At 69.0% G+C, this 17,425-nt stretch carries 19 protein-coding genes; 8 read left to right on the top strand and 11 right to left on the bottom strand.

Going from position 1 to position 17,425, the window contains the following annotated elements; translation table 11 throughout:
• Positions 1–8 precede the first annotated feature (8 nt).
• Genes ACFTSF_RS21760 through ACFTSF_RS21750 form a run of 3 tightly spaced genes read right to left on the bottom strand, consistent with a single transcriptional unit; the run spans position 9 to position 2,758 of the window.
• Positions 9–668 carry a hypothetical protein gene (locus ACFTSF_RS21760; protein WP_380155502.1) on the bottom strand — a complete coding sequence of 220 codons (660 nt, stop codon included), beginning with the start codon at positions 666–668 and terminating at the stop codon, positions 9–11.
• Positions 665–1,534, bottom strand: a complete 870-nt coding sequence (locus ACFTSF_RS21755) for an ABC transporter ATP-binding protein (protein ID WP_380155501.1) — start codon at positions 1,532–1,534, stop codon at positions 665–667. Before ACFTSF_RS21755 ends, ACFTSF_RS21760 begins: the two co-directional genes overlap by 4 nt.
• Before the next feature lie 9 nt (positions 1,535–1,543).
• A complete protein-coding gene (locus ACFTSF_RS21750; protein ID WP_380155499.1) occupies positions 1,544–2,758 on the bottom strand; it encodes a hypothetical protein in 1,215 nt (404 codons plus the stop codon).
• A 60-nt stretch (positions 2,759–2,818) separates the two neighbouring features.
• Between ACFTSF_RS21750 and ACFTSF_RS21745 the strand changes: the two genes are divergently transcribed.
• From ACFTSF_RS21745 to ACFTSF_RS21725, 5 genes are read left to right on the top strand one after another with little or no spacing between them, the layout of a single operon-like run.
• Entirely contained in the window at positions 2,819–3,781 is a 963-nt protein-coding gene (locus ACFTSF_RS21745) for an ArsR/SmtB family transcription factor (RefSeq protein ID WP_380155498.1), read from the top strand.
• 54 nt (positions 3,782–3,835) lie between these two features.
• Positions 3,836–4,771, top strand: coding sequence for a DUF1905 domain-containing protein (locus tag ACFTSF_RS21740; protein WP_380155497.1), 936 nt, complete (start codon positions 3,836–3,838; stop codon positions 4,769–4,771).
• A 47-nt stretch (positions 4,772–4,818) separates the two neighbouring features.
• Complete coding sequence (locus ACFTSF_RS21735; RefSeq protein ID WP_344145909.1) at positions 4,819–5,670, top strand: CPBP family intramembrane glutamic endopeptidase; 852 nt, start codon at positions 4,819–4,821, stop codon at positions 5,668–5,670.
• A gap of 30 nt (positions 5,671–5,700) precedes the next feature.
• Positions 5,701–5,994, top strand: a complete 294-nt coding sequence (locus ACFTSF_RS21730; RefSeq protein WP_380155495.1) for a hypothetical protein — start codon at positions 5,701–5,703, stop codon at positions 5,992–5,994.
• Between the two features lie 19 nt (positions 5,995–6,013).
• Complete coding sequence (locus tag ACFTSF_RS21725; protein ID WP_380155494.1) at positions 6,014–6,535, top strand: GNAT family N-acetyltransferase; 522 nt, start codon at positions 6,014–6,016, stop codon at positions 6,533–6,535.
• A 94-nt stretch (positions 6,536–6,629) separates the two neighbouring features.
• On the opposite strand, the gene ACFTSF_RS21720 is transcribed toward ACFTSF_RS21725, so the two are convergent.
• From ACFTSF_RS21720 to ACFTSF_RS21705, 4 genes are read right to left on the bottom strand one after another with little or no spacing between them, the layout of a single operon-like run.
• Positions 6,630–7,355, bottom strand: a complete 726-nt coding sequence (locus tag ACFTSF_RS21720) for an amidohydrolase family protein (RefSeq protein WP_380155493.1) — start codon at positions 7,353–7,355, stop codon at positions 6,630–6,632.
• Positions 7,355–8,077 (bottom strand): hypothetical protein, encoded by a 723-nt coding sequence (locus ACFTSF_RS21715; protein ID WP_380155491.1) that lies wholly within the window; start codon positions 8,075–8,077, stop codon positions 7,355–7,357. Before ACFTSF_RS21715 ends, ACFTSF_RS21720 begins: the two co-directional genes overlap by 1 nt.
• Complete coding sequence (locus ACFTSF_RS21710) at positions 8,074–9,285, bottom strand: DegT/DnrJ/EryC1/StrS family aminotransferase (RefSeq protein WP_380155490.1); 1,212 nt, start codon at positions 9,283–9,285, stop codon at positions 8,074–8,076. The genes ACFTSF_RS21715 and ACFTSF_RS21710 overlap by 4 nt, the downstream gene beginning before the upstream one ends.
• A gap of 57 nt (positions 9,286–9,342) precedes the next feature.
• Positions 9,343–10,557 carry a helix-turn-helix domain-containing protein gene (locus ACFTSF_RS21705; RefSeq protein WP_344145891.1) on the bottom strand — a complete coding sequence of 405 codons (1,215 nt, stop codon included), beginning with the start codon at positions 10,555–10,557 and terminating at the stop codon, positions 9,343–9,345.
• 77 nt (positions 10,558–10,634) lie between these two features.
• Here ACFTSF_RS21705 and ACFTSF_RS21700 point away from each other — a divergent pair, with 77 nt between their 5' ends.
• Positions 10,635–11,225, top strand: coding sequence for a TetR/AcrR family transcriptional regulator (locus tag ACFTSF_RS21700; protein ID WP_380155488.1), 591 nt, complete (start codon positions 10,635–10,637; stop codon positions 11,223–11,225).
• Here the strand turns inward: ACFTSF_RS21700 and ACFTSF_RS21695 are convergent.
• Entirely contained in the window at positions 11,212–12,294 is a 1,083-nt protein-coding gene (locus tag ACFTSF_RS21695) for an aldo/keto reductase (protein ID WP_380155486.1), read from the bottom strand. The two genes, ACFTSF_RS21700 and ACFTSF_RS21695, sit on opposite strands and share 14 nt — an antisense overlap.
• A 61-nt stretch (positions 12,295–12,355) precedes the next feature.
• On the opposite strand from ACFTSF_RS21695, the gene ACFTSF_RS21690 reads away from it, so the two are divergent.
• Positions 12,356–14,362 carry a GMC oxidoreductase gene (locus ACFTSF_RS21690; RefSeq protein WP_380155485.1) on the top strand — a complete coding sequence of 669 codons (2,007 nt, stop codon included), beginning with the start codon at positions 12,356–12,358 and terminating at the stop codon, positions 14,360–14,362.
• Here the strand turns inward: ACFTSF_RS21690 and ACFTSF_RS21685 are convergent.
• Positions 14,354–14,863, bottom strand: a complete 510-nt coding sequence (locus tag ACFTSF_RS21685) for a VOC family protein (RefSeq protein WP_344145879.1) — start codon at positions 14,861–14,863, stop codon at positions 14,354–14,356. The two genes, ACFTSF_RS21690 and ACFTSF_RS21685, sit on opposite strands and share 9 nt — an antisense overlap.
• A gap of 58 nt (positions 14,864–14,921) precedes the next feature.
• Positions 14,922–15,638 (bottom strand): LysR substrate-binding domain-containing protein, encoded by a 717-nt coding sequence (locus tag ACFTSF_RS21680; protein ID WP_380155483.1) that lies wholly within the window; start codon positions 15,636–15,638, stop codon positions 14,922–14,924.
• Between the two features lie 40 nt (positions 15,639–15,678).
• On the opposite strand from ACFTSF_RS21680, the gene ACFTSF_RS21675 reads away from it, so the two are divergent.
• Positions 15,679–16,059 (top strand): DUF5997 family protein, encoded by a 381-nt coding sequence (locus ACFTSF_RS21675; RefSeq protein ID WP_380155482.1) that lies wholly within the window; start codon positions 15,679–15,681, stop codon positions 16,057–16,059.
• Here ACFTSF_RS21675 and ACFTSF_RS21670 read toward each other — a convergent pair.
• Positions 16,056–17,423 carry an FAD-binding oxidoreductase gene (locus ACFTSF_RS21670; RefSeq protein WP_380155480.1) on the bottom strand — a complete coding sequence of 456 codons (1,368 nt, stop codon included), beginning with the start codon at positions 17,421–17,423 and terminating at the stop codon, positions 16,056–16,058. The two genes, ACFTSF_RS21675 and ACFTSF_RS21670, sit on opposite strands and share 4 nt — an antisense overlap.
• Positions 17,424–17,425: the final 2 nt, after the last annotated feature.

Genomic DNA, 17,425 nt, shown 5'->3' with positions numbered 1-17,425 from the left:
GCGGCAGCTCATTCCTTGCGGTCGGACAGGGCGCGGGTGGTGAAGAGCGCGGCGGTCAGGATGGCGGCGCTCAGCACGGCCAGGAGAGTGAGCGGTACGGCGCTCTCGGCGGGGGAGCGCTCTCTGTCCGAGAGCACGCTCATCAGGGCTCGGATCGGCGAGATCCAGCGGATCAGGAGCACGGCGAGAATCGCGGCGGCCGCGGTCAGCATGGCGACGCCGATCCGTGGGATGACGAGCCGCGAACAGAGCAGTCCGATCGCGATCCCGACGAGCGCCGCGGTGAGATGCGCGACCACCCCGACAGTCAGGATGCCGGCGTTGACCACGTGCTTGCCGGTGACGAGCGGGTAGCAGATCCCGATCACGATCAGCGGCACACACCAGGTCAGGATCACCGCGACCGTGACCGCCAGCACCTTGGCCGAGCTCCCGATCATCACGAGCGTGATCCGGCGCTGGGTCGGGTCCTCGTGATTCACGATCGAGACCGTCAACCACGTCGTACACACGAGCATCGCGAGGACACAGAACGCGTACGCCGACTGCAGCGGTCCGGTGTCGGACGTCGTACCGACCGCAAGCGCGGCCAGGAAGATCAGGGTCGGCGGCAAATACCGCTGCGACAGCAGAACGCTGGTCAGCAGAAACCGGTAGAGAGCGCTCACCGGGCGTTCACCTGCCGAACCGAACAACCGTGCGAGAGCGCGTCCAGCAAAACCGCATCATGCTGACCAGTCACCACCAGCAACGTCGTCCCGCTGCTACCGCGCCGAACCTCAACCACCTCAGGCCGCCCCGACCAGTCGAGCTCAGGCCCAGGAGCCAGCACAATCTCAGTGAGCGCTCTCCCGAGAAACGCGTTCGCGGGAGACGCGTTGTTGGGAAACGTGTTCGGGAAGGGCGCGTTCTGGAGCGGCGTGCTCTCGTGGAGCGCTCTCTCGTGGAGCTTGCACGTTCTGGTGGCGGTCAGACGGACGGTTTCGGTGGAGTGTTCGGTGAAGGCGACGGCGGCGCCGGCGTGGGCGGTCTCGGTGAGCAGGTCGCGGAGGGTTTCGTGGGCGGTGGCGTCGAGGCCGGCCCACGGTTCGTCGAGAACGAGCAGTTCGGGCGGAGTCAGGAGCGCCTGCGCGAGAGCTACCTTCTGCGCGTTGCCCTTGGACAGTTTCCGCATCGGCGTATCCGCGCCCCCGGTCAGCGCCAGCCGCTCGAGCAACACCGAAGAGCGCTCTCTCGCCGCTCCCGCGCTGAGTCCCCGGATCCGGCCGAGGTGCCGGAGGTACGCCGACGCCGACAACCGATCGTGCGACGTGAACACGTCCGGAACGTAACTGACCACCCGCGCAGTACGCCGTACCGTCCCGGATGTCGGCCGCGACAAGCCCACCATCAGCTTCAGAACCGTCGACTTGCCCGACCCGTTCGCCCCGACCAGCGCAAGCAGTTCACCCGCTCCGACCCGCAGATCCACCTCACTGAGAATCTCCCGCTGCCCGTACCGCTTGGAGACATTGGTCAGCCGCACAACCTCCATACACCGACCCTATCCGCGGGACCTCATCACTCGAGCGAGCGGGACTGTGAGTACCGCCGAGGCCAGGAGCGAGGCGGCGGCGAAGAGAGCGATTGCTGGGGCGGGAGAGGTGAGGTCGGCGAGGGTTCCGGCGAGGATGGCGCAGACGCCGAAGGTGGTCATGCGGAGGGCGGACTCGACGCCTAGGACTTGGCCGCGGAGGTCTGGGGGAGTGAGGTCGACGAGGACCTCTTGCTGGGCGAGGGAGGCGGCGTACCCGCAACTGCCGAGGGCGACGACCGCGGCCAGAACGGGGAGGGGGAGGTCGAAGGCGAAGGCCAGGAAGGGGACAGCGAGGACGAAGCGGAGCCAGCGGGCGACTGCGCGGCGTTGGGAGCGGTTGAGGAAGCGGCCGATGACCAGGTCGCCGGACAGCATGCCGGCTGCGCCGGCGGCGAGGAGCCAGCCGGCGTTTGCACCGGCGTACGGGACGAAGAGGGCTTCGCAGCCGACGACGAGACCGTTCGGGATGGCGAGGGCAAGGAGCAGGGGTCGGGTGTGCCGCTGGCCGAGTAGGAGGCGGTTGCCGCGCCAGGTCTCGGCGAGGCTCGTGCGTGCACCGCGCCGCGGGGCGCGGTCGCGGAGACCGAAGCGGAGGACCGGGATGGTGAGCGCGGAACAGGCGGTCGCCAGCCACAGAACAGTCTCCGGACTCATTGCCTGGAGCAACAATCCGGCGAGGCCGAAGCCGGCGATCTGCATGGCGCCGACGGACAGGTTCATCGCCGAGCGACCGAGGACGAACTGGTCGGCGGCGACGACATCGTTCAGCAGGCCCCAGCGGACGCCGGAGCCGATCGAGAGGCCGTAGGCGACCAGGAGAGCTAGGGCCAGGCGGGCTGCGGCCGGGAGTTCGAAGGCGGCCTGGGCGCCGACCGCGACGGTCGACAGGATCGCGAGCACGATCAGGATGCGACGCGGCCGGGCGGTGTCGGCCGCCGACATCAGGGTCGAGACGCCGAGGACCTGGGCGAGCGACGGCCCGAACATGACAAGCGCGGCCAGCAGTGCCGAGCCGGTCGCCGCGTTCACGAGCAGCGCGAGGGTCAGGCTGGTCATGGTCGAAGACGCGTTCCCGAGAGCGCTCCCCAGCCACAACCCGCGGAACTCGGCGTTCGCGAAGATCTGCCGGTAGCTCGGGCTGGCAGCGGCGCTTGCGGTGGGCGGCGTGGTGCTGAGGCTCATGTCCGGAAGCTTCGGTGGTGACACGGCGACGGCCTAGAGTTTCGGGTGGAGGCGAAACCAATGGCCGAGTTCCTCGTCGATGCCGACACCTTGGCGAACGCGCGCTTCGCCACGTCGGAGCTCACCGAGACCGTGTCGGCGCTGAAGCTGCTGCTGCGCCCGGTCGAGCCCTGGTTCCGGGCCTGGAAGGACACTCACCGGCCCGCGTTCGAGGCCCGGCTCGCCGCGGAACCGGTCTGGGCTGCGTTGCTGGAGAGCGCTTTCGGACGTAGCTGGTCGGCGGACTTCCTGACCAGCCTCCCGCTCGATCCGGACGCGAAGATCGCCGATGAGCTCGAGTTGATGATGCGCTTGGACGACGACGAGGTCCGCGCGGATCTGCGGGTGGTGCGGGAGCGCCTGCCCGCGATCTTGGAATCAGAGAGCGCTCTCGCCGCGACCGCGGCCGAGCTGCTCAGGTGGGTGTGGACCCAGACCGTCGAACCGGACTGGCCTCGGCGCCGGCGGCTGCTGCAGGCCGACATCGTGTCGCGGTCGGCGCGACTCAGCGAGCAGGGGTGGTCCGGTGTACTGCGTGGGCTCGGTCCTGATGTGCAGTGGCTCGGCGATGGTCGGATCCAGGTGAACCGCTGGGACTACCCGGTGACCGACGTCCGGGGGCGGTCGCTGATGTTCATTGCGACGCATACGCAGCGGGTCAGCGTCAGCTGGCGGCTGCCGGATCGGTTCGCGCTGACTTACCCGGTGAGCGGGATCTTCGCGGGAACGGCGGTCCTGGCTGAGCCTCTGGTCGAGCTTCTTGGTCGTAATCGGGCGCGCATTCTCACCACAGCCATCGACCCGATCAGTACGACGGCGCTGGTCGCTACCACTGGGCTGTCGCTCGCTACCGTCTCTGATCATCTCCGCGTTCTGACAGCGGCCGGTCTGCTCGAACGACGGCGTTCCGGACGCTCGGTTCTGTACTGGCAGTCCGATACCGGTCATCGCGTCACCCAGGCCCCGCCGGAAGATCCTCAGTAATTGTTCGGGCATTCCGGAAGGGGGTTGTCCGGAAGGGGTCCTAGCATCTGGGTCATGGAGCGAGAGTTCGCTGGCGAGGTGATCGAGTGGCGTGGGCCGGCGCCGTACTACTTCGTGCTTGTGCCGGAGGCGGACGGGTTGGCGCTGCGGGCTGCTGGTTCGGATGCTGGTTATCGGGAGTGGGGGATGCTGCCGGTTCGGGTCCGGATGGGAAGCGTCGAGTGGAAGACGTCGCTGTGGTCGCGGGACGGCGGGTATCTGCTTCCGCTGAAGGACGCCGTACGGAAGCCTGCGGGTGTTGATGCGGGGGAAGTGGTGGAGGTTCGGGTCGAGTTCGCCGGGGTGCGGCGGGAGCCGAGGCCGCGGCGGGTGAGTGTTCCTCGGCCGCGGGGTTCTCGGGAGCCGGTTCGGGATGAGCAGCTCGCGATTGTGCCGGCGAACCAGGTGGCGTGGGAGGACCTGCGGGCGGTCTTCGGGGCGAGTGGTGATCCGAGTCGGTGCTGGTGTCAGCGGTTCCGGATGCTGCCCAAGGAGAGTTGGGCGTCTGAGGGGGCGGAGGAGTTGTCTGCCCGGCTGCGCGATCAGACTGGTTGTGGTGATCGGGAGGCGCCGGCGACGAGCGGGCTGGTCGCGTACCTCGATGGGGAGCCTGTTGGGTGGTGTGCGGTTGCGCCGCGGGCGGATCATCCGAGGTTGTTGCGGGACAATCGCGTGCCTTGGGAGGGGCGTGATGAGGACAAGGCGGACGCGACGGTCTGGGCTGTGACCTGCTTCGTTACTCGGGTTGGGTATCGGCGGCGGGGTATCGCCGGGGCGCTTGCTCGGGCTGCTGCTGAGTTTGCCCGGGAGCGCGGTGCTCGGGCTGTGGAGGGCTATCCGGACTTTGTGGATGGTGGGTCGGTGGGGACGCTCGCCATGTTCGCCGATGCCGGCTTTGTCGAGGTGAGTCGGCCGGGGCGGCGGCGCGCCGTACTGCGCATCGACTTCTGAGCACGCCGGTCCGTGGGGCGGGTGGGGTCGGCGGGGATAGTGGAGGCATGACGAGTTCGGTGGGCGAGCCGGGGGCGGCGGAAGAGTCCAGTACGGCGGCGGTGGGTGGGGCGGGGGAGGCCGGTACGGCGGGAGTCGGTGGGTTGGCTTCTCGGCGGGTGCTGGGGCGGGAAGTCTGGCTGGTGCTGGCGCTGTCACTCGGGGCTTCGGGGGTGGCGGCGCTGATTTCGTTTACGGGGGTGTTGACGTCGGCGAAGCCGATCAGTGGGCAGACGGCGGTGATTGTGGGGTCGCGGGCGCCGGGGCGGCCCTGGCTCGACTTGGCTTGGCAGATCTTCGCCGTGGTGACGGCGCTGGTGCCGGTCGCGCTCGTGGGGCACTTTCTGCTGCGGGGTGGGGAGTCGCTGCGGACGATCGGGTTCGACCTGCGGGAGCGGGTGCGCGATCTCGGGCGGGGGACTGCGGTTGCTGCGGTGATCGGTGGGGCGGGGCTCGGGTTCTACCTGCTGGCTTATGCGTCCGGGGCGAATCTGACCGTGGACCCGGCGCAACTGCCCGATCACTGGTGGCGGATTCCGATCCTGATCGCGGTGGCCGCGCAGAACGCCGTACTCGAAGAAGTCATCGTGCTCGGGTACCTGAACCGGCGGCTGGATCAGCTGGGGTGGTCGGTCGGGCGGAGTACGGCGGCGAGTGCGTTGCTGCGGGGGTCGTACCACCTGTATCAGGGCGTCGGCGGGTTCGCGGGGAACGTGGTGATGGGGGTGATCTTCTGCTACCTGTACCGCCGGTGGGGGCGGGTGATGCCGCTGGTGGTGGCGCACACGGTGATCGACATCGTGGCGCTGGTCGGGGCGACGTACCTGATCGGGAAGGTCGGCTGGCTGCCCGGGTCGTAACCGATCGATGCTTTGTCAGGTTGTGAGGGGGTGACTGTCAACGGGGCCCAACTCAATCAGAACATGCTCAGCGAGACCGAAACCACCGATCCACCCGGGATCGATCCCGGCCTGGCGGCTGCGGCCCTGGCCGTCTTCGCCCATCGGCACGAAGTCGTGCACCTGCTGTACGCGGCGACCGACGAGCCGGATGCGCTGACCCGGATCGCCGACCTGCTGAAGGTGGACGAGTCGACGATCGGGCGGGTGCTCGACCAGCCGCTGCGCTGGATGCTGCCGCAGTTCCGGGCGGAGCTGGAGATGATCTCGGCGGCGCCGGGCTGAGGGCGGATACCGTGTCCCGGTGCAGACCTACCGGGCGGACCTTCTCGAGATCGCGGACGAACTGACCGACGCGTACGTCGAGGTGTTCACCGCACCGCCGTTTGCGCACCGGGACCCGGCGGAGACTCGCGCGGCCTTCCGGCAGCGGCTGGAAGGTGATGTGCGGCGCGTCGGGTTCCAGGCGTGGATCGAGCGGTCGGACGGCGGGCGGATCGCCGGATTCGTCACCGGGTGGACGACACCTGCGCCGTTCCGGACGGACCGGTCGTACGGGAGTGTGCTGAAGCGGCTCGGCGCTGAGCAGGTCGACGAGTTGCTGGTCGGTGCCTTCGAGATCGACGAGCTAGGTGTACTCGCTCACGCGCGCGGGACCGGTCTCGGCCGCCGGTTGCTGGGGGCGGCGACCGCGGAGCACCCGCGTGCCTGGCTCCTCGCCTGGAACCAGAACCACGACACCCTCGCCTTCTACCGCAACCTCGGCTGGCTCGAACCCCCGGTCCACGGCCCCGAAACCGACATCATCGTCTTCCTCGCTCCCTGACCGAACCTGCAGGCCATCACAAATGCTCGTGGGGGCCGGCTCCAGGCGGGAGGCACCGACCGAACCAGCAATTGTGATGGGCCCTGGGTCCGCGCTACAGCGCGAACAGGGCTGTCGCGTTCTGCCAGTGGACGGCTTCGGCTTCTGCTGGGGTTAGAGCGGCGGCGGTGAGGGCGCCTAGGGCTACTGAGGGGTCTATCAGGGTGGCGTCGGTGCCGAACATCAGGCGGGTGGGGCCGATGCGGTCGAGGATCCAGCGGATGCGATCGGCGTCGGGGGCGGACCAGCAGGGTTCGAACCAGAGGTTGCCGGCGCGGCGGGCGGCTTCGGGGACCTGGCGCCAGGCGGCGGCGCCCATGTGGCCGGCGATCAGGCGGGAGCCGGGGACGCGGGCGGCCAGGTCGGCGAGGTCGAGGACGGTGTCGCCCCAGGTGTGGACGAGGGTGGGGAGGCCGAACTCGGTGGTGAGCTCGACGGCGGCCTGCATGGCAGGCGTGGTGATCGGGGTGCGGCTGTACTCGGTGTGGATCTTGGCGCCGACCCAGCGCTCGTTGCCGTCGACCAGGTCGCGGAGGTCGGCGCGGGCCTCGTCGAGGCGGCGGGGGTCGATCACGAGCATGCCGCGGAGGCGGTCGTCGGCGGGGAGTTGCTCGGCGAGAGCGCGGTTGCCGGCCGGGGCGTCGTACACGATGCCTTCGATCGAGGAGACCAGTTGCAGGTCGATGCCGAAGCGGTCCATCAGGTCGAGGTTGACCGCGATCGGGCCGACCTCCATCGAGAAGAACCACGGGCCCCAGTGGGCGTGGACGTCGATCAGCATCACGGCTCCAGCAGCTTGGTCAGGGACTGACTGCCCGCCTGGGCGATCTCGGCCGGGGTCAGCTTCGAGCTGAGCAGGCGGCCGAGCACGGAGTAGGTCTCGTGGAACGGTGTCCGGGTGCCGAAGACGAGGCGGTCGGCGCCGACCTCGGCGGCCACGATCTCGAGTGCATCCGGCCCGGTCAGCATCCGCGTCGAGGTATGGAACCCGGGCTCCGCGCGAGCCAGTAGCACGAAGTCACCCAGGTAGTAGAAGTGCGTGTCCAGGAACACGACCCGCGCCCCGAGCCCGCGCAGCGCCGGACCAACCACCCGTACGTCGCCCTCCACGAACAGCGGCAGCCCCGCCTCTGCGACCAGTCGCGTCACATGTCCGAACGACGGGTACGACGGCTCCACTGCCTGAGCCGTCGGAGCCAACCGGATCCCGGCCGGACGATCCGGACCACCGAGCAGTCGATCCAGCTCACGTTCGGCACCCAGCGGATCTCGCAGATCGAGCACCGGGCAACGCGTCCAGCCGTTGCCCTCGGCCACTTCCCGAGCCTCGTCGTTCCCGGACGGTACGTCGAAGTGGACCGCCCGCAACGAGGCCACCATCCCACCGGAGATCCCCGTCCCGGCGAACACCTCCCGCACGCGTTCGGGCCGGCTCCAGCGCCCGGTCGTCACGTCGTGCCCGACCAGGATGTCGCAGTCGAGCAGCAGGGGGGCGTCGGTCATGAGGTCTCCAGGGCGGTGTGGACCTTGCGGATCGCGGTGGCGATGTCGTCCACGTCGGCGCCGCTGTAGTTCTCGTTCCAGGGGAGGACCAGAAGCCGCTCGTTGATCAGGGTCTCGGCGTTCGGGCACAACCCCGGCGGGTACTCGACATCTTGCAGCGGGAAGCCGGATTCGCCGTACGTGATCTTCGAGCGGATCGCCGGGGCGGCGTACAGGGGTTCTTTCAGATAGCCGGGGGTGCAGGGCACGCCTTCGGCGGTGAGCGCGGCCGCCCACGGATGGATGTTGCCGTCGAGCAGCAGCGGGTACTGCCAGTACACGTGATCATCGTCGTCGGGCGGCGGCAAAAGACCGATGAGATCACCGATGCCGGCGGTCAGCTTCGCGGCGCCGGTACGTCGGTCGTCGACGACCTGGGCGAGTCGCGTCAACTGGACCCGCGTGACGGCCGCGGTCAGCTCGGGCATCCGGTAGTTCAGGGAGAGGAACAGGTACGTGCGCTCGTCGGTATCGCGCGGCCAGCCCTTGTCGGTGAACAGCCGCATCCGCCGAGCCAGCGCGGCGTCGTCAGTGACCACCAGCCCGCCGTCACCCGCGCTGATGTGCTTCGACTGCTGGAGACTGAAGCACCCGATGTCGCCGATCCGCCCGGCGTAGACCTCGCCGACGGGCGCCAGGTACGCCTGCGCGCAGTCCTCGATCAGCAGCAGACCGTGCTTGTCGCACAGCGCCCGCAGTTCGCGGATCGGCGCCGGCTTGCCGAACAGATGAACCGCCAGCACCGCCTTCGTCCGCGGCGTGATCGCCGCCTCGACAGCGGCCGGATCCAGGTTCCCGGTGGTCAGATCGACGTCCGCGAACACCGGTACGGCGTTCTGCATGATGATGGGGAAAACGGTCCCCATGTCGCTGATCGGGGTGGTGATGATCTCGTCGCCCGGCTCCGGGTTGACCGCGGCCACGGCCAGGTGCAGGGCCGCCGTACCGGAGCTGCAGGCAACGGAATAGGCCGAGCCCAGCAACGAAGCGAACTCGCTCTCCAACGCTGCGACCTCGGTGCCCCAGGTGGCGGAGAGCATCCCGCTACGCAGCACGCGCTCGGCCGCCGCGACCTCCTCGTCGCCGAAGCGCCGCCCGGAGGCGTTGAAGACCGAGGGCAGGGGAGTGGATCGGACCGGGGTTCCGCCGTTCACGGCAAGCTCGGACACAGTGCCTCCGCGGTGGTAATTACGGTCATGGCTGTAATTACCACCGACCCTACTGGATCAGAGGTGGACGCGGTAGACAACCAACGGCCGGCCGCTGCCGGTACCGATCTGGGTGCCGGTCGCGTCGGCGAGACCGGCCCGCTCGAGCCGGTTCAGCACGCGCCGCGCGGTGCGCGGCTGGATCCCCAGGTGGTCGGCCACCGAACGCGTGGTCAGCCCGTCCTCCGGCTCCGAATGCACAAGCTCCTGCAGCCGCTCGAGTGTTGCCTTCGACAACCCGGCGCGCTGTGCGAGCAACTGCAGCTTCGATCGTTGCTGCGCCCGCGGTGTCGCGCCGCCGACCAGGATCAGGTCGATGTCGTTGCGCAGCGAGACGACCGCCGCGGTCCGCCCGGCCGTCTTCGCGCGGCCGAGAGCCCGACGGGCCAGCGCCTCGGTCTCGATCCCGGAACCGCCGATCCCGAACCCGATCCGCACCGGCCCGAACTGCTCCTTCAGCCGGGTCAGCATCCCGAGCTCGGTGAACGACGCGGTCGCCTGCTCGAGCGGTCCGCGGGTCGCAATCACGAGATACCGCTTGTCGTCGTACGGGATCACGCTGCCGCCGAGCGAGCCGGCCTCGCGCCGGAGAGCGCTCTCGCCGGCCGCGGCGATCTCCACCAGGCCGAGCGCGATCTGAGCGTCGTCACTGCGCAACGCGTCGTGGACGAGCAGCAGACCGTTCAGCGCACTGCGCACCGAGTGGATCGACGGCGCGAGCCGGATCGTCGGCCGCTCGGCCCGAAGCTTGTCGTACGCCGACCGCAGGCAGGTGATCGCCACCGTCGCCTTGGCGTTCCGGTGAAACTCCAGTACGTCGTCCGAGCTCAGCCCGGGGCGGTACGGCAGCACCTTGACCCCTCGGGTCGGCAGCCCGGCCTCGGCCAGCGTCTCGTGCACCTGGGCCTCGTCCAGGACGTCGATGCTCATCGACTTGATGTCCTGGCCGTCGCCGAGCAGCTCGACCAGCGCCCGCAGCAGCGTGGCGCCGGTGTACCCGACGTGGGTCGCCGGGCGGTCGAGCAGGTCGTTCGCCGCGGCGATCTGGTACGGCACGACACCGGTGAACAGCCATGCGTCCACACTCGGTGGCGCATCGGCCATCACCTTCGGAGTATCGGTCTCCCGGCGATATTTGAGAGGTACAACCTCGATACCGCGCTGGGATCCGATGATCTTGCACGTGGAGGTGACCAGGTCCGACGGCCCGACCACCCCGATCGTCGTCACCATCGCCGGTCAGCCTTCACCGGCTCAGTCTCACCAGATCATCGTGCCGTCGCAACAACCCGCGCCGTACAGTCGGCTGCGTGTTGACTGCGAAGGGGTTGGCGACCAGGGACCGGATCGTGGCCGCGGCGGCGGTGGAGATCCGCGAACGCGGGATCAGCGCGGTGACGCTGGACGACATCGGGCAGCGCAGCGGGACCGGGAAGAGTCAGCTGTTCCACTACTTTCCGGACGGCAAGGAGCAGCTGCTGCTCGCCGTGGCGGAGCGCGAGGCCGAGCGGGTGATCGAGGATCAGGAGCCGCAGCTCGGCCGGCTGACGAGCTGGGATGCGTGGCAGGACTGGCGTGACGTGCTGGTCGCGAAGTACCGGCGGCAGGGCGTGCACTGCCCGCTCGGCGTACTGATCACCGAGATCGGACGGCACACGCCCGCGGCACAGGCGGTGACGGGGAAGCTACTCGAGCAATGGCAGCACCGCTTGCAGGCGGGGATCGAGGAGATGCAGGCCACCGGTGAGATCCGCGCCGATGTTGATGCGACCCGTGCCGCTGGGGCGTTGATGGCCGCGATCCAGGGTGGGGTCACGATCCTGATGTCGTCGGGCTCGGCCCAGCATCTCGAGTACGCCCTCGATCTCTGCCTGGACTATTTGCGCGTCAAGACCAGTTGACGACCGGCGGTTGATAACCAGCCGGCTTGTCGGCAACCTTCGTTCCTGCACTGACCAACCAGCCTTGGTACTCCGGCGTGAACATCCGATAGACGGACTCGGCCGGTACGGCGCTCGCCGCGTCGAGGTCGGCTCGCAACTCCGCCGGGATGTCGAAGTCGAGCGCGGCCATGGTGGAGGTGAGCTGCTCTGGTGAGCTCGCGCCGACGATTGCGGAGGCGACGCCTGGTTGGGTCGCGACCCAGTTCACCGCGACCTGCGCCATCGTCACGCCGAGCTTGTCGGCGACTGTTTCCAGGGTCTTGAGCAAGTCCCAGTGCCGATCGCTCCAAGAACGCGAGGGAGCGCTCTCTCCGGTCAGGCGACCTTCTCCCGAGACACCTTCGAGTTCGTCGCGGCGGTATTTCCCGGTGAGGAATCCGCCGGCTAGCGGGCTCCAGGCGGTGATGCCTAGGCCGAGTGTTTGGGCCATTGCGACGTGTTCGGTCTCGATGGTTCGCTCGGCCAGGGAGTACGGGAGTTGCAGGCTGACCATCGGTACGGCGTCGTTCTGCGCGCGAGCGGCGTACCAGGCCGGTACGTCGGACAGCCCGGCGTACCGGATCTTCCCGGCGCGGGTGAGGTCGTCGAACGTGCGCAAAACCTCGTCGATCGGGGTGACGCGGTCCCAGGTGTGCAGGAGGAAGAGGTCGAGATAGTCGGTCTGGAGCCGGCGTAGTGAGTCCTCGACTGCGCGGATCATGTGTTTGCGGCCGTTGCCCCCGGCGTTGGGGTTGCCGGGGTCGACGCTGTTGGTGAACTTGCTGGTGAGCACGATGCGATCGCGGAGAGCGCTCTCTGTGATCAGTTTCCCGAGGAGCTGTTCGCTCTCGCCCGCGGTGTAGAAGTCGGCGGTGTCGATGAAGTTGCCGCCGGCATCGACATAGGTGTGGAAGAGCGCGCCGGCCTGGTCGGCGGTGCGGCCGTAAGGTGCGTGGAAACCTCCGGTGCCGAAGTTCATCGTGCCGAGGGCCAGGCGGCTGACGCGGAGGCCGGAGCGGCCGAGCAGGTAATAGTTGTCGAGTGCCATGTGGCCAGCGTTCCTCGGGAAAAATGGACCGGCAAGTACAAACCAGGCGGAGGCGAATGTGGTGCTGACCGAGTCCCAGCAGCAGGTGCTCGAACACCTGGCAGCCCTAGCCATCCCCGCCGACGACTACCCCTCCGCGGCGGAGGCCGGTGCGGTGGAGTTCATCGAACGAGTGCTGACGACGGACCGCCCGGACTGGCGCCCTCGGATAGACCGCGCACTCGCGGTCGCGGAGAAGGCGATGAGCGCGGGACAGGGCGAGGCGGCGCTCGCGGGGGTGCTTGCGGATGGGGATGGGGCGTGGCTGGTCCGGCTGATCGCCCAGGGGTACTACGCGGGGGAGTCGGCTTGGTCGATGGTGGGGTGGCGGGCGGATGTGGCGGGGGAATGGGATGCGGTGTCGACCGACCTGACTCTTACGCCTCGGAGTGCGCTTGCGGGGCGGTATGACGTGGTGGTGGTTGGGTCGGGGGCTGGTGGGGGTGCGGCGGCTCAGGTGATTGCGGAGTCTGGGCGGTCGGTGTTGGTGGTTGAGGCGGGGCGGTATCCGACTACTGCGTCGCTGGCACGTGATCATCTGCGGAATCCGCGGTCGGTGGCTGGGTTGCCGGCGGTGACTGATCCGGATCCGCAGGGGCGGCCGCGAGTAGCAGTCGTGGACGGGGTGACGTCGTACCCGTTGCCGCCGGATGGGGAGTGGGGGAACAACGCGTTCACGGTGGGTGGTGGTACGCGGGTGTACGGCGCGCAGGCGTGGCGGTTCGTGCCGCGGGACTTCCGGATGGCGAGCACGTACGGCGTACCGGAGGGGAGTGGGTTGGCGGACTGGCCGATCTCGTACGTCGACCTGGCGCCGTACTACGCGTTGGCCGAGCAGCGGTTCGGGGTCAGCGGTGGTGGCACCGACCCGTGGCACGCACCACGTGAGCTCCCGATGCCGCCATTGCCGCGCACCGGCCCGGCACACCGCCTCGCGGCTGCTGCGAAAACGCTTGGCTGGGGGACGCTCGACGTACCGCTGCTGATCAACTCGGTCGACTACCAGGGCCGGGCCGCCTGCGTCCGTTGCGGGCAGTGCGTTGGTTTCGCCTGTCCGGTCGAGGCAAAGTCGGGCACCCACAACACCGCGCTCCCCGCCGCCCTCGCGACCGGCAACTGCACGCTGCTCACCGAGACCACGGCAGAGCGCCTCGTGGTCCGCAACGGTCGGGTCGTCGGGGTAGCGCTCGTCGACGGCCAGCTCTGGCGGCGCACGATCGAGTGTGACGAAGTGGTCGTCGCCGCAGGTGCTTCCGAAACCCCGCGGCTGCTGCTCAACAGCGCACACGACGCCGAGCCGAACGGCCTCGGCAACAACCAGGACCAGGTCGGCCGGTACCTGCAGGCTCACGTGTACGCCGGTGCCGTCGGACTGTTCGACGACGAGCTGGCCGACCTGATCGGTCCCGGCGTCTCGATCGCGACCTGCGACTTCCGGCACGGCAACCAGGGGATCGTCGGCGGCGGGATGCTGGCCAACGAATTCGTGCCGACCCCGGCCGCGACGTACGACTATCTGACCGGAGCCGGCCTGATTCCGCGCGCCGGCTTGGCTGGCAAACAAGCCATGCGCCACGAAGCCCGCCGAATGCTCCGCGTCGTCGGCCCGATCCACGAGGTGACCTCAGCCGACTCCCGCATCCAAGTAGACCCACAACTGAAAGACCGCTTCGGCAACCCGGTCGCCAAGATCAGCGGCTCGATCCACCCCGAGGACGTCCGCGCCCACGCCTTCATGAGCGCGAAAGCCAACGAGTGGCTACTCGCAGCAGGTGCAACCCGCACAGCCGTCGGATCAATTGGTACGACGGGTCGCGCCAGCACCGGTCAGCACCAAGCAGGCACCTGCCGGATGGGCGATGACCCAGCCCGGTCGGTCACCGATCCATACGGCCGGGTCTGGGGCCACGACAACGTTCACATCGCCGACGCCTCCGTGCATGTGACGAACGGCGGCGTGAACCCAGTGCTGACCGTGCTCGCCGGATCGCTGCGGATCAGCGAGCACCTGGTCCGTGGGTCAGCGTGAGATCCCGACACCGCTGCGGGCGTCCTGCCCGTACTTCGCCACTTCCGCGTCGAGGTCGAGCCGCCGGATCCCGCCCTGTTCGCGGTCGGCGTCGGTGAGCAGGTCGGCCGGGATGATCCAGACGATCTCGAACTCGAGCCCATCCGGGTCCTTGCCGTACAGGGACTTCGTGGTGCCGTGGTCGGACGAGCCGACCAGAGCGCCGGCCGCCTGGAGCTTCGCGGAGAGCTCGGTCAGGTCGCCGAGCTTGTCGACCTCCCAGGCCAGGTGGTACAGCCCGACATTCGTCTTGCCGGCACCGGACGGGCCGGCTTCGGCGCCGATCTGGAACAGGCCGAGGTCGTGATCGTTGGTGGAGTCGGGCGCGCGCAGGAAGGCCGCGGTCGGGTACGCGTCGCCGCCCTCGGTGTAGCTGAAGCCCAGGACATCGCGGTAGAACGCGACGCTCGTGGCCACGTCGCGCACGTACAGCACCGCGTGGTTGAGCCGGAAGATCGCCATCGCATACCCCCATCTAGTGACTGACAGAAATCAGTATAGTTGAAGGCTCAACTGAAGACTAGCGGCGCCGATACTTGCGCTTGGGGGTCGGGCCCTTCGGCGCCGCGGACTTCTTCTTCTGCGGCCGGCTCGGCTGCTTCTTGGGCTCGGCTTTCTTCGCTTCGGGGTCCGGGCGGCTGCCGCGGGTGCTGTTCGCGGTGCGGCCGCGGACGATGCCGACGAACTCCTCCACCAGGGCGGAGTCCGCGCCCTCCGGCCAGACCAGCGCGACCTGGGACGACGGCGCCTCGAGCAGCGGCCGGAAGGTGAGGTCCTTGCGATGGTGCAGCCGCGCCAGCGACATCGGTACCACGAGCAATCCGGTGCCCATGGCAACCAGCTCGATCGCCGCCGCGGTCGTTGCGGGCCGCTCGTCGATCACCCGGCCCGGTAACGGCTGCTCCCACGTCAGTACGTCGTCCTGCGCGTGCAGCATCAGTTCGTCCGCGAGGTCCTCGAGCGCGACCTCCTCGACCGCCGTGACCACGTGGTCCTTCGGAACCACGACGACCGTCTGCTCGACGTACAGGGGGATGGCGTGCAGGCCGGTCCGATCGATCGGCAGCCGGACCAGGGCCGCCTCGGCGCCGGCGTCGCGGATCAGCGCGACCGCGTCGGCGGACGCGACCTGGACCAGCTCGATCGGTGTCCGGGGCAACCTCTCGGCCCAGATCCGCGCCCACTTGGCCGGTGTCACGCCCGGTACGTACCCGAGGCGGAAGGAGGAGTCGGTCACGCGGTCAGGCTACCGGTCGAAGCCGGGATACCCTGACTCAATGACTGCACGCAAGACCTCTCAGGACATGAAGCCCGCGACCGCGGCGAAGAAGCTGGACATCTACCTTCCGGCGACTCCGGCCGAGTTCCAGGACGGGTTCATCTCCCGGGAGGAGCTGACGGAGCTGCAGAACAACCCGCCGGAGTGGCTGCAGGAGCTGCGGCAGCACGGCCCGCACCCGCGCTCGGTGGTGGCCGCCCGGCTCGGCGTCTCGATCAGCGGGCTGGCCCGCGCCGGGGTCACCGACGCGCTGACCACCGACGACATCGACGCGATCCGGGACGAGCACCCGGACTGGCTCGAGCACGAGCGGGGCATTCAGGCGGACGTCCGGGCCGAGGCCGCCCGCCTGAAGGACGAGAAGAAGCCGCGCCGCTAGCTCACCGGACCGTACGGGAAGCGCCGCTCCGGGTCGTACGTCGCGCGGACCTCGTCCAGCCGGGCCCGGGTCTCGGCCGGCCAGCTGGCCTCGTACGAGCCCGGGATGGCGAAGCCGTCGGCGAGGTTGATCGCGTTCTCGGCCGAGGTCCACTTCTGCACACCGCCGAGCACCTGACCGGCCACGGCCGGCAGGACGGTCTCGAACAGGCTCGGGTCCGGCGCCCCGACCATGAAGAGCGTGTAGGCACCACCGCGCCCGCCGACCGCGCTGCCCTCCGGTACGTCGCGACTGACCGCCCCGCCGAGGTGTCGCAGCTCGACCGCGACCAACGGCACCTGCTGGTCCGGGCCGACCGCACCCAGGAAGGCGTCCGCGAAGTCCGCGTCGAGTTCGTCGAGCATGACCCCGCGGTCCCAGGACAGCGTCGGCTCGGTCGGGTCGTTGTGGATCTGTGCGATATTCGCGGCCGGCATCTCGCCGAGCATGTCGATCAGAACCGCCCCGGCCGCCCGGATCGGGGCGAACAGCTTCTCGCCGTCCGCCGCGTCACCGACGTACGCGAACCGGACGCTGACGACGTTCTTGCCGCGCAGCGGTTCGGGGATGAACGGCAGCGGCGGCAGTCGCAGGATGATCGCCGACGTGGTCGCGGCCTCGGGCAGAGTGGTCGTCCAGTCGATCCAGGTGCGGACGACGGAGTCGATCTCCGGCGCGTCGAAGAAGACCGAGCCGCCGTACAGGGTGGTCAGCTCGACCAGCTCGACGTCCACCGAAGTGACGACGCCGAAGCCACCCTTGCCACCGCGCAACGCCCAGAACAGATCCGGGTGCTCGGTCGCGTTCGCGGTCACCACCTCACCCGCGCCGGTGACAAGCTCGAAGGCACGCACCCAGTCGGACGCGACCCCGAACGTCCGCGCCAGCGGCCCCAACCCACCGCCCAGCAGCATCCCGACACAGCCGACCGTCGCGGACGCGCCGGTGATCGGTGCGAGCCCATGCTCAGCCGCCGCCGCGACCACCTCACCCCAGCGGCAACCCGCCTCGATGTGCGCGATCTTCGTGGCCGGGTCGACGGTCACACCGTTGAGCCGCGAGGTCGTGATCACGACACCCTCGGTCACGTGCAACGGCCCGTGCCCCGTGGCCAGCACGTGGATCGGCGTACCGGCCTCGTTCGCCGCGGCGACCACGGCCGCGGCGTCGCTCGTCGAGGTGATCCCGACGACAACCTCCGGACTGTGCTCCGCATTGAGCCTGAACCCGGCCAGCTCCGCCGCGAAGCCTTCGTCCTCCGGCGTCAGCACCGGCCCGGTGACGTTCTGCCGGAGCTGTTCGATCACTGCGGTTCCGTTCGTCATGC

The sequence above is a fragment of the Kribbella sp. NPDC056951 genome, from assembly GCF_042674205.1.
In the GTDB taxonomy this organism is placed as follows: domain Bacteria; phylum Actinomycetota; class Actinomycetes; order Propionibacteriales; family Kribbellaceae; genus Kribbella; species Kribbella yunnanensis.
This window is presented reverse-complemented; position numbering and strand designations above follow the sequence as displayed.

Coding starts and splice junctions, on each gene's coding strand:
- ACFTSF_RS21755 (WP_380155501.1), bottom strand. CDS start 1,534: ATGGAGGTTGTGCGGCTGACCAATGTCTCCAAGCGGTACGGGCAGCGG.
- ACFTSF_RS21750 (WP_380155499.1), bottom strand. CDS start 2,758: ATGAGCCTCAGCACCACGCCGCCCACCGCAAGCGCCGCTGCCAGCCCG.
- ACFTSF_RS21745 (WP_380155498.1), top strand. CDS start 2,819: ATGGCCGAGTTCCTCGTCGATGCCGACACCTTGGCGAACGCGCGCTTC.
- ACFTSF_RS21740 (WP_380155497.1), top strand. CDS start 3,836: ATGGAGCGAGAGTTCGCTGGCGAGGTGATCGAGTGGCGTGGGCCGGCG.
- ACFTSF_RS21735 (WP_344145909.1), top strand. CDS start 4,819: ATGACGAGTTCGGTGGGCGAGCCGGGGGCGGCGGAAGAGTCCAGTACG.
- ACFTSF_RS21720 (WP_380155493.1), bottom strand. CDS start 7,355: ATGCTGATCGACGTCCACGCCCACTGGGGCCCGTGGTTCTTCTCGATG.
- ACFTSF_RS21715 (WP_380155491.1), bottom strand. CDS start 8,077: ATGACCGACGCCCCCCTGCTGCTCGACTGCGACATCCTGGTCGGGCAC.
- ACFTSF_RS21705 (WP_344145891.1), bottom strand. CDS start 10,557: ATGGTGACGACGATCGGGGTGGTCGGGCCGTCGGACCTGGTCACCTCC.
- ACFTSF_RS21695 (WP_380155486.1), bottom strand. CDS start 12,294: ATGGCACTCGACAACTATTACCTGCTCGGCCGCTCCGGCCTCCGCGTC.
- ACFTSF_RS21685 (WP_344145879.1), bottom strand. CDS start 14,863: ATGGCGATCTTCCGGCTCAACCACGCGGTGCTGTACGTGCGCGACGTG.
- ACFTSF_RS21675 (WP_380155482.1), top strand. CDS start 15,679: ATGACTGCACGCAAGACCTCTCAGGACATGAAGCCCGCGACCGCGGCG.
- ACFTSF_RS21670 (WP_380155480.1), bottom strand. CDS start 17,423: ATGACGAACGGAACCGCAGTGATCGAACAGCTCCGGCAGAACGTCACC.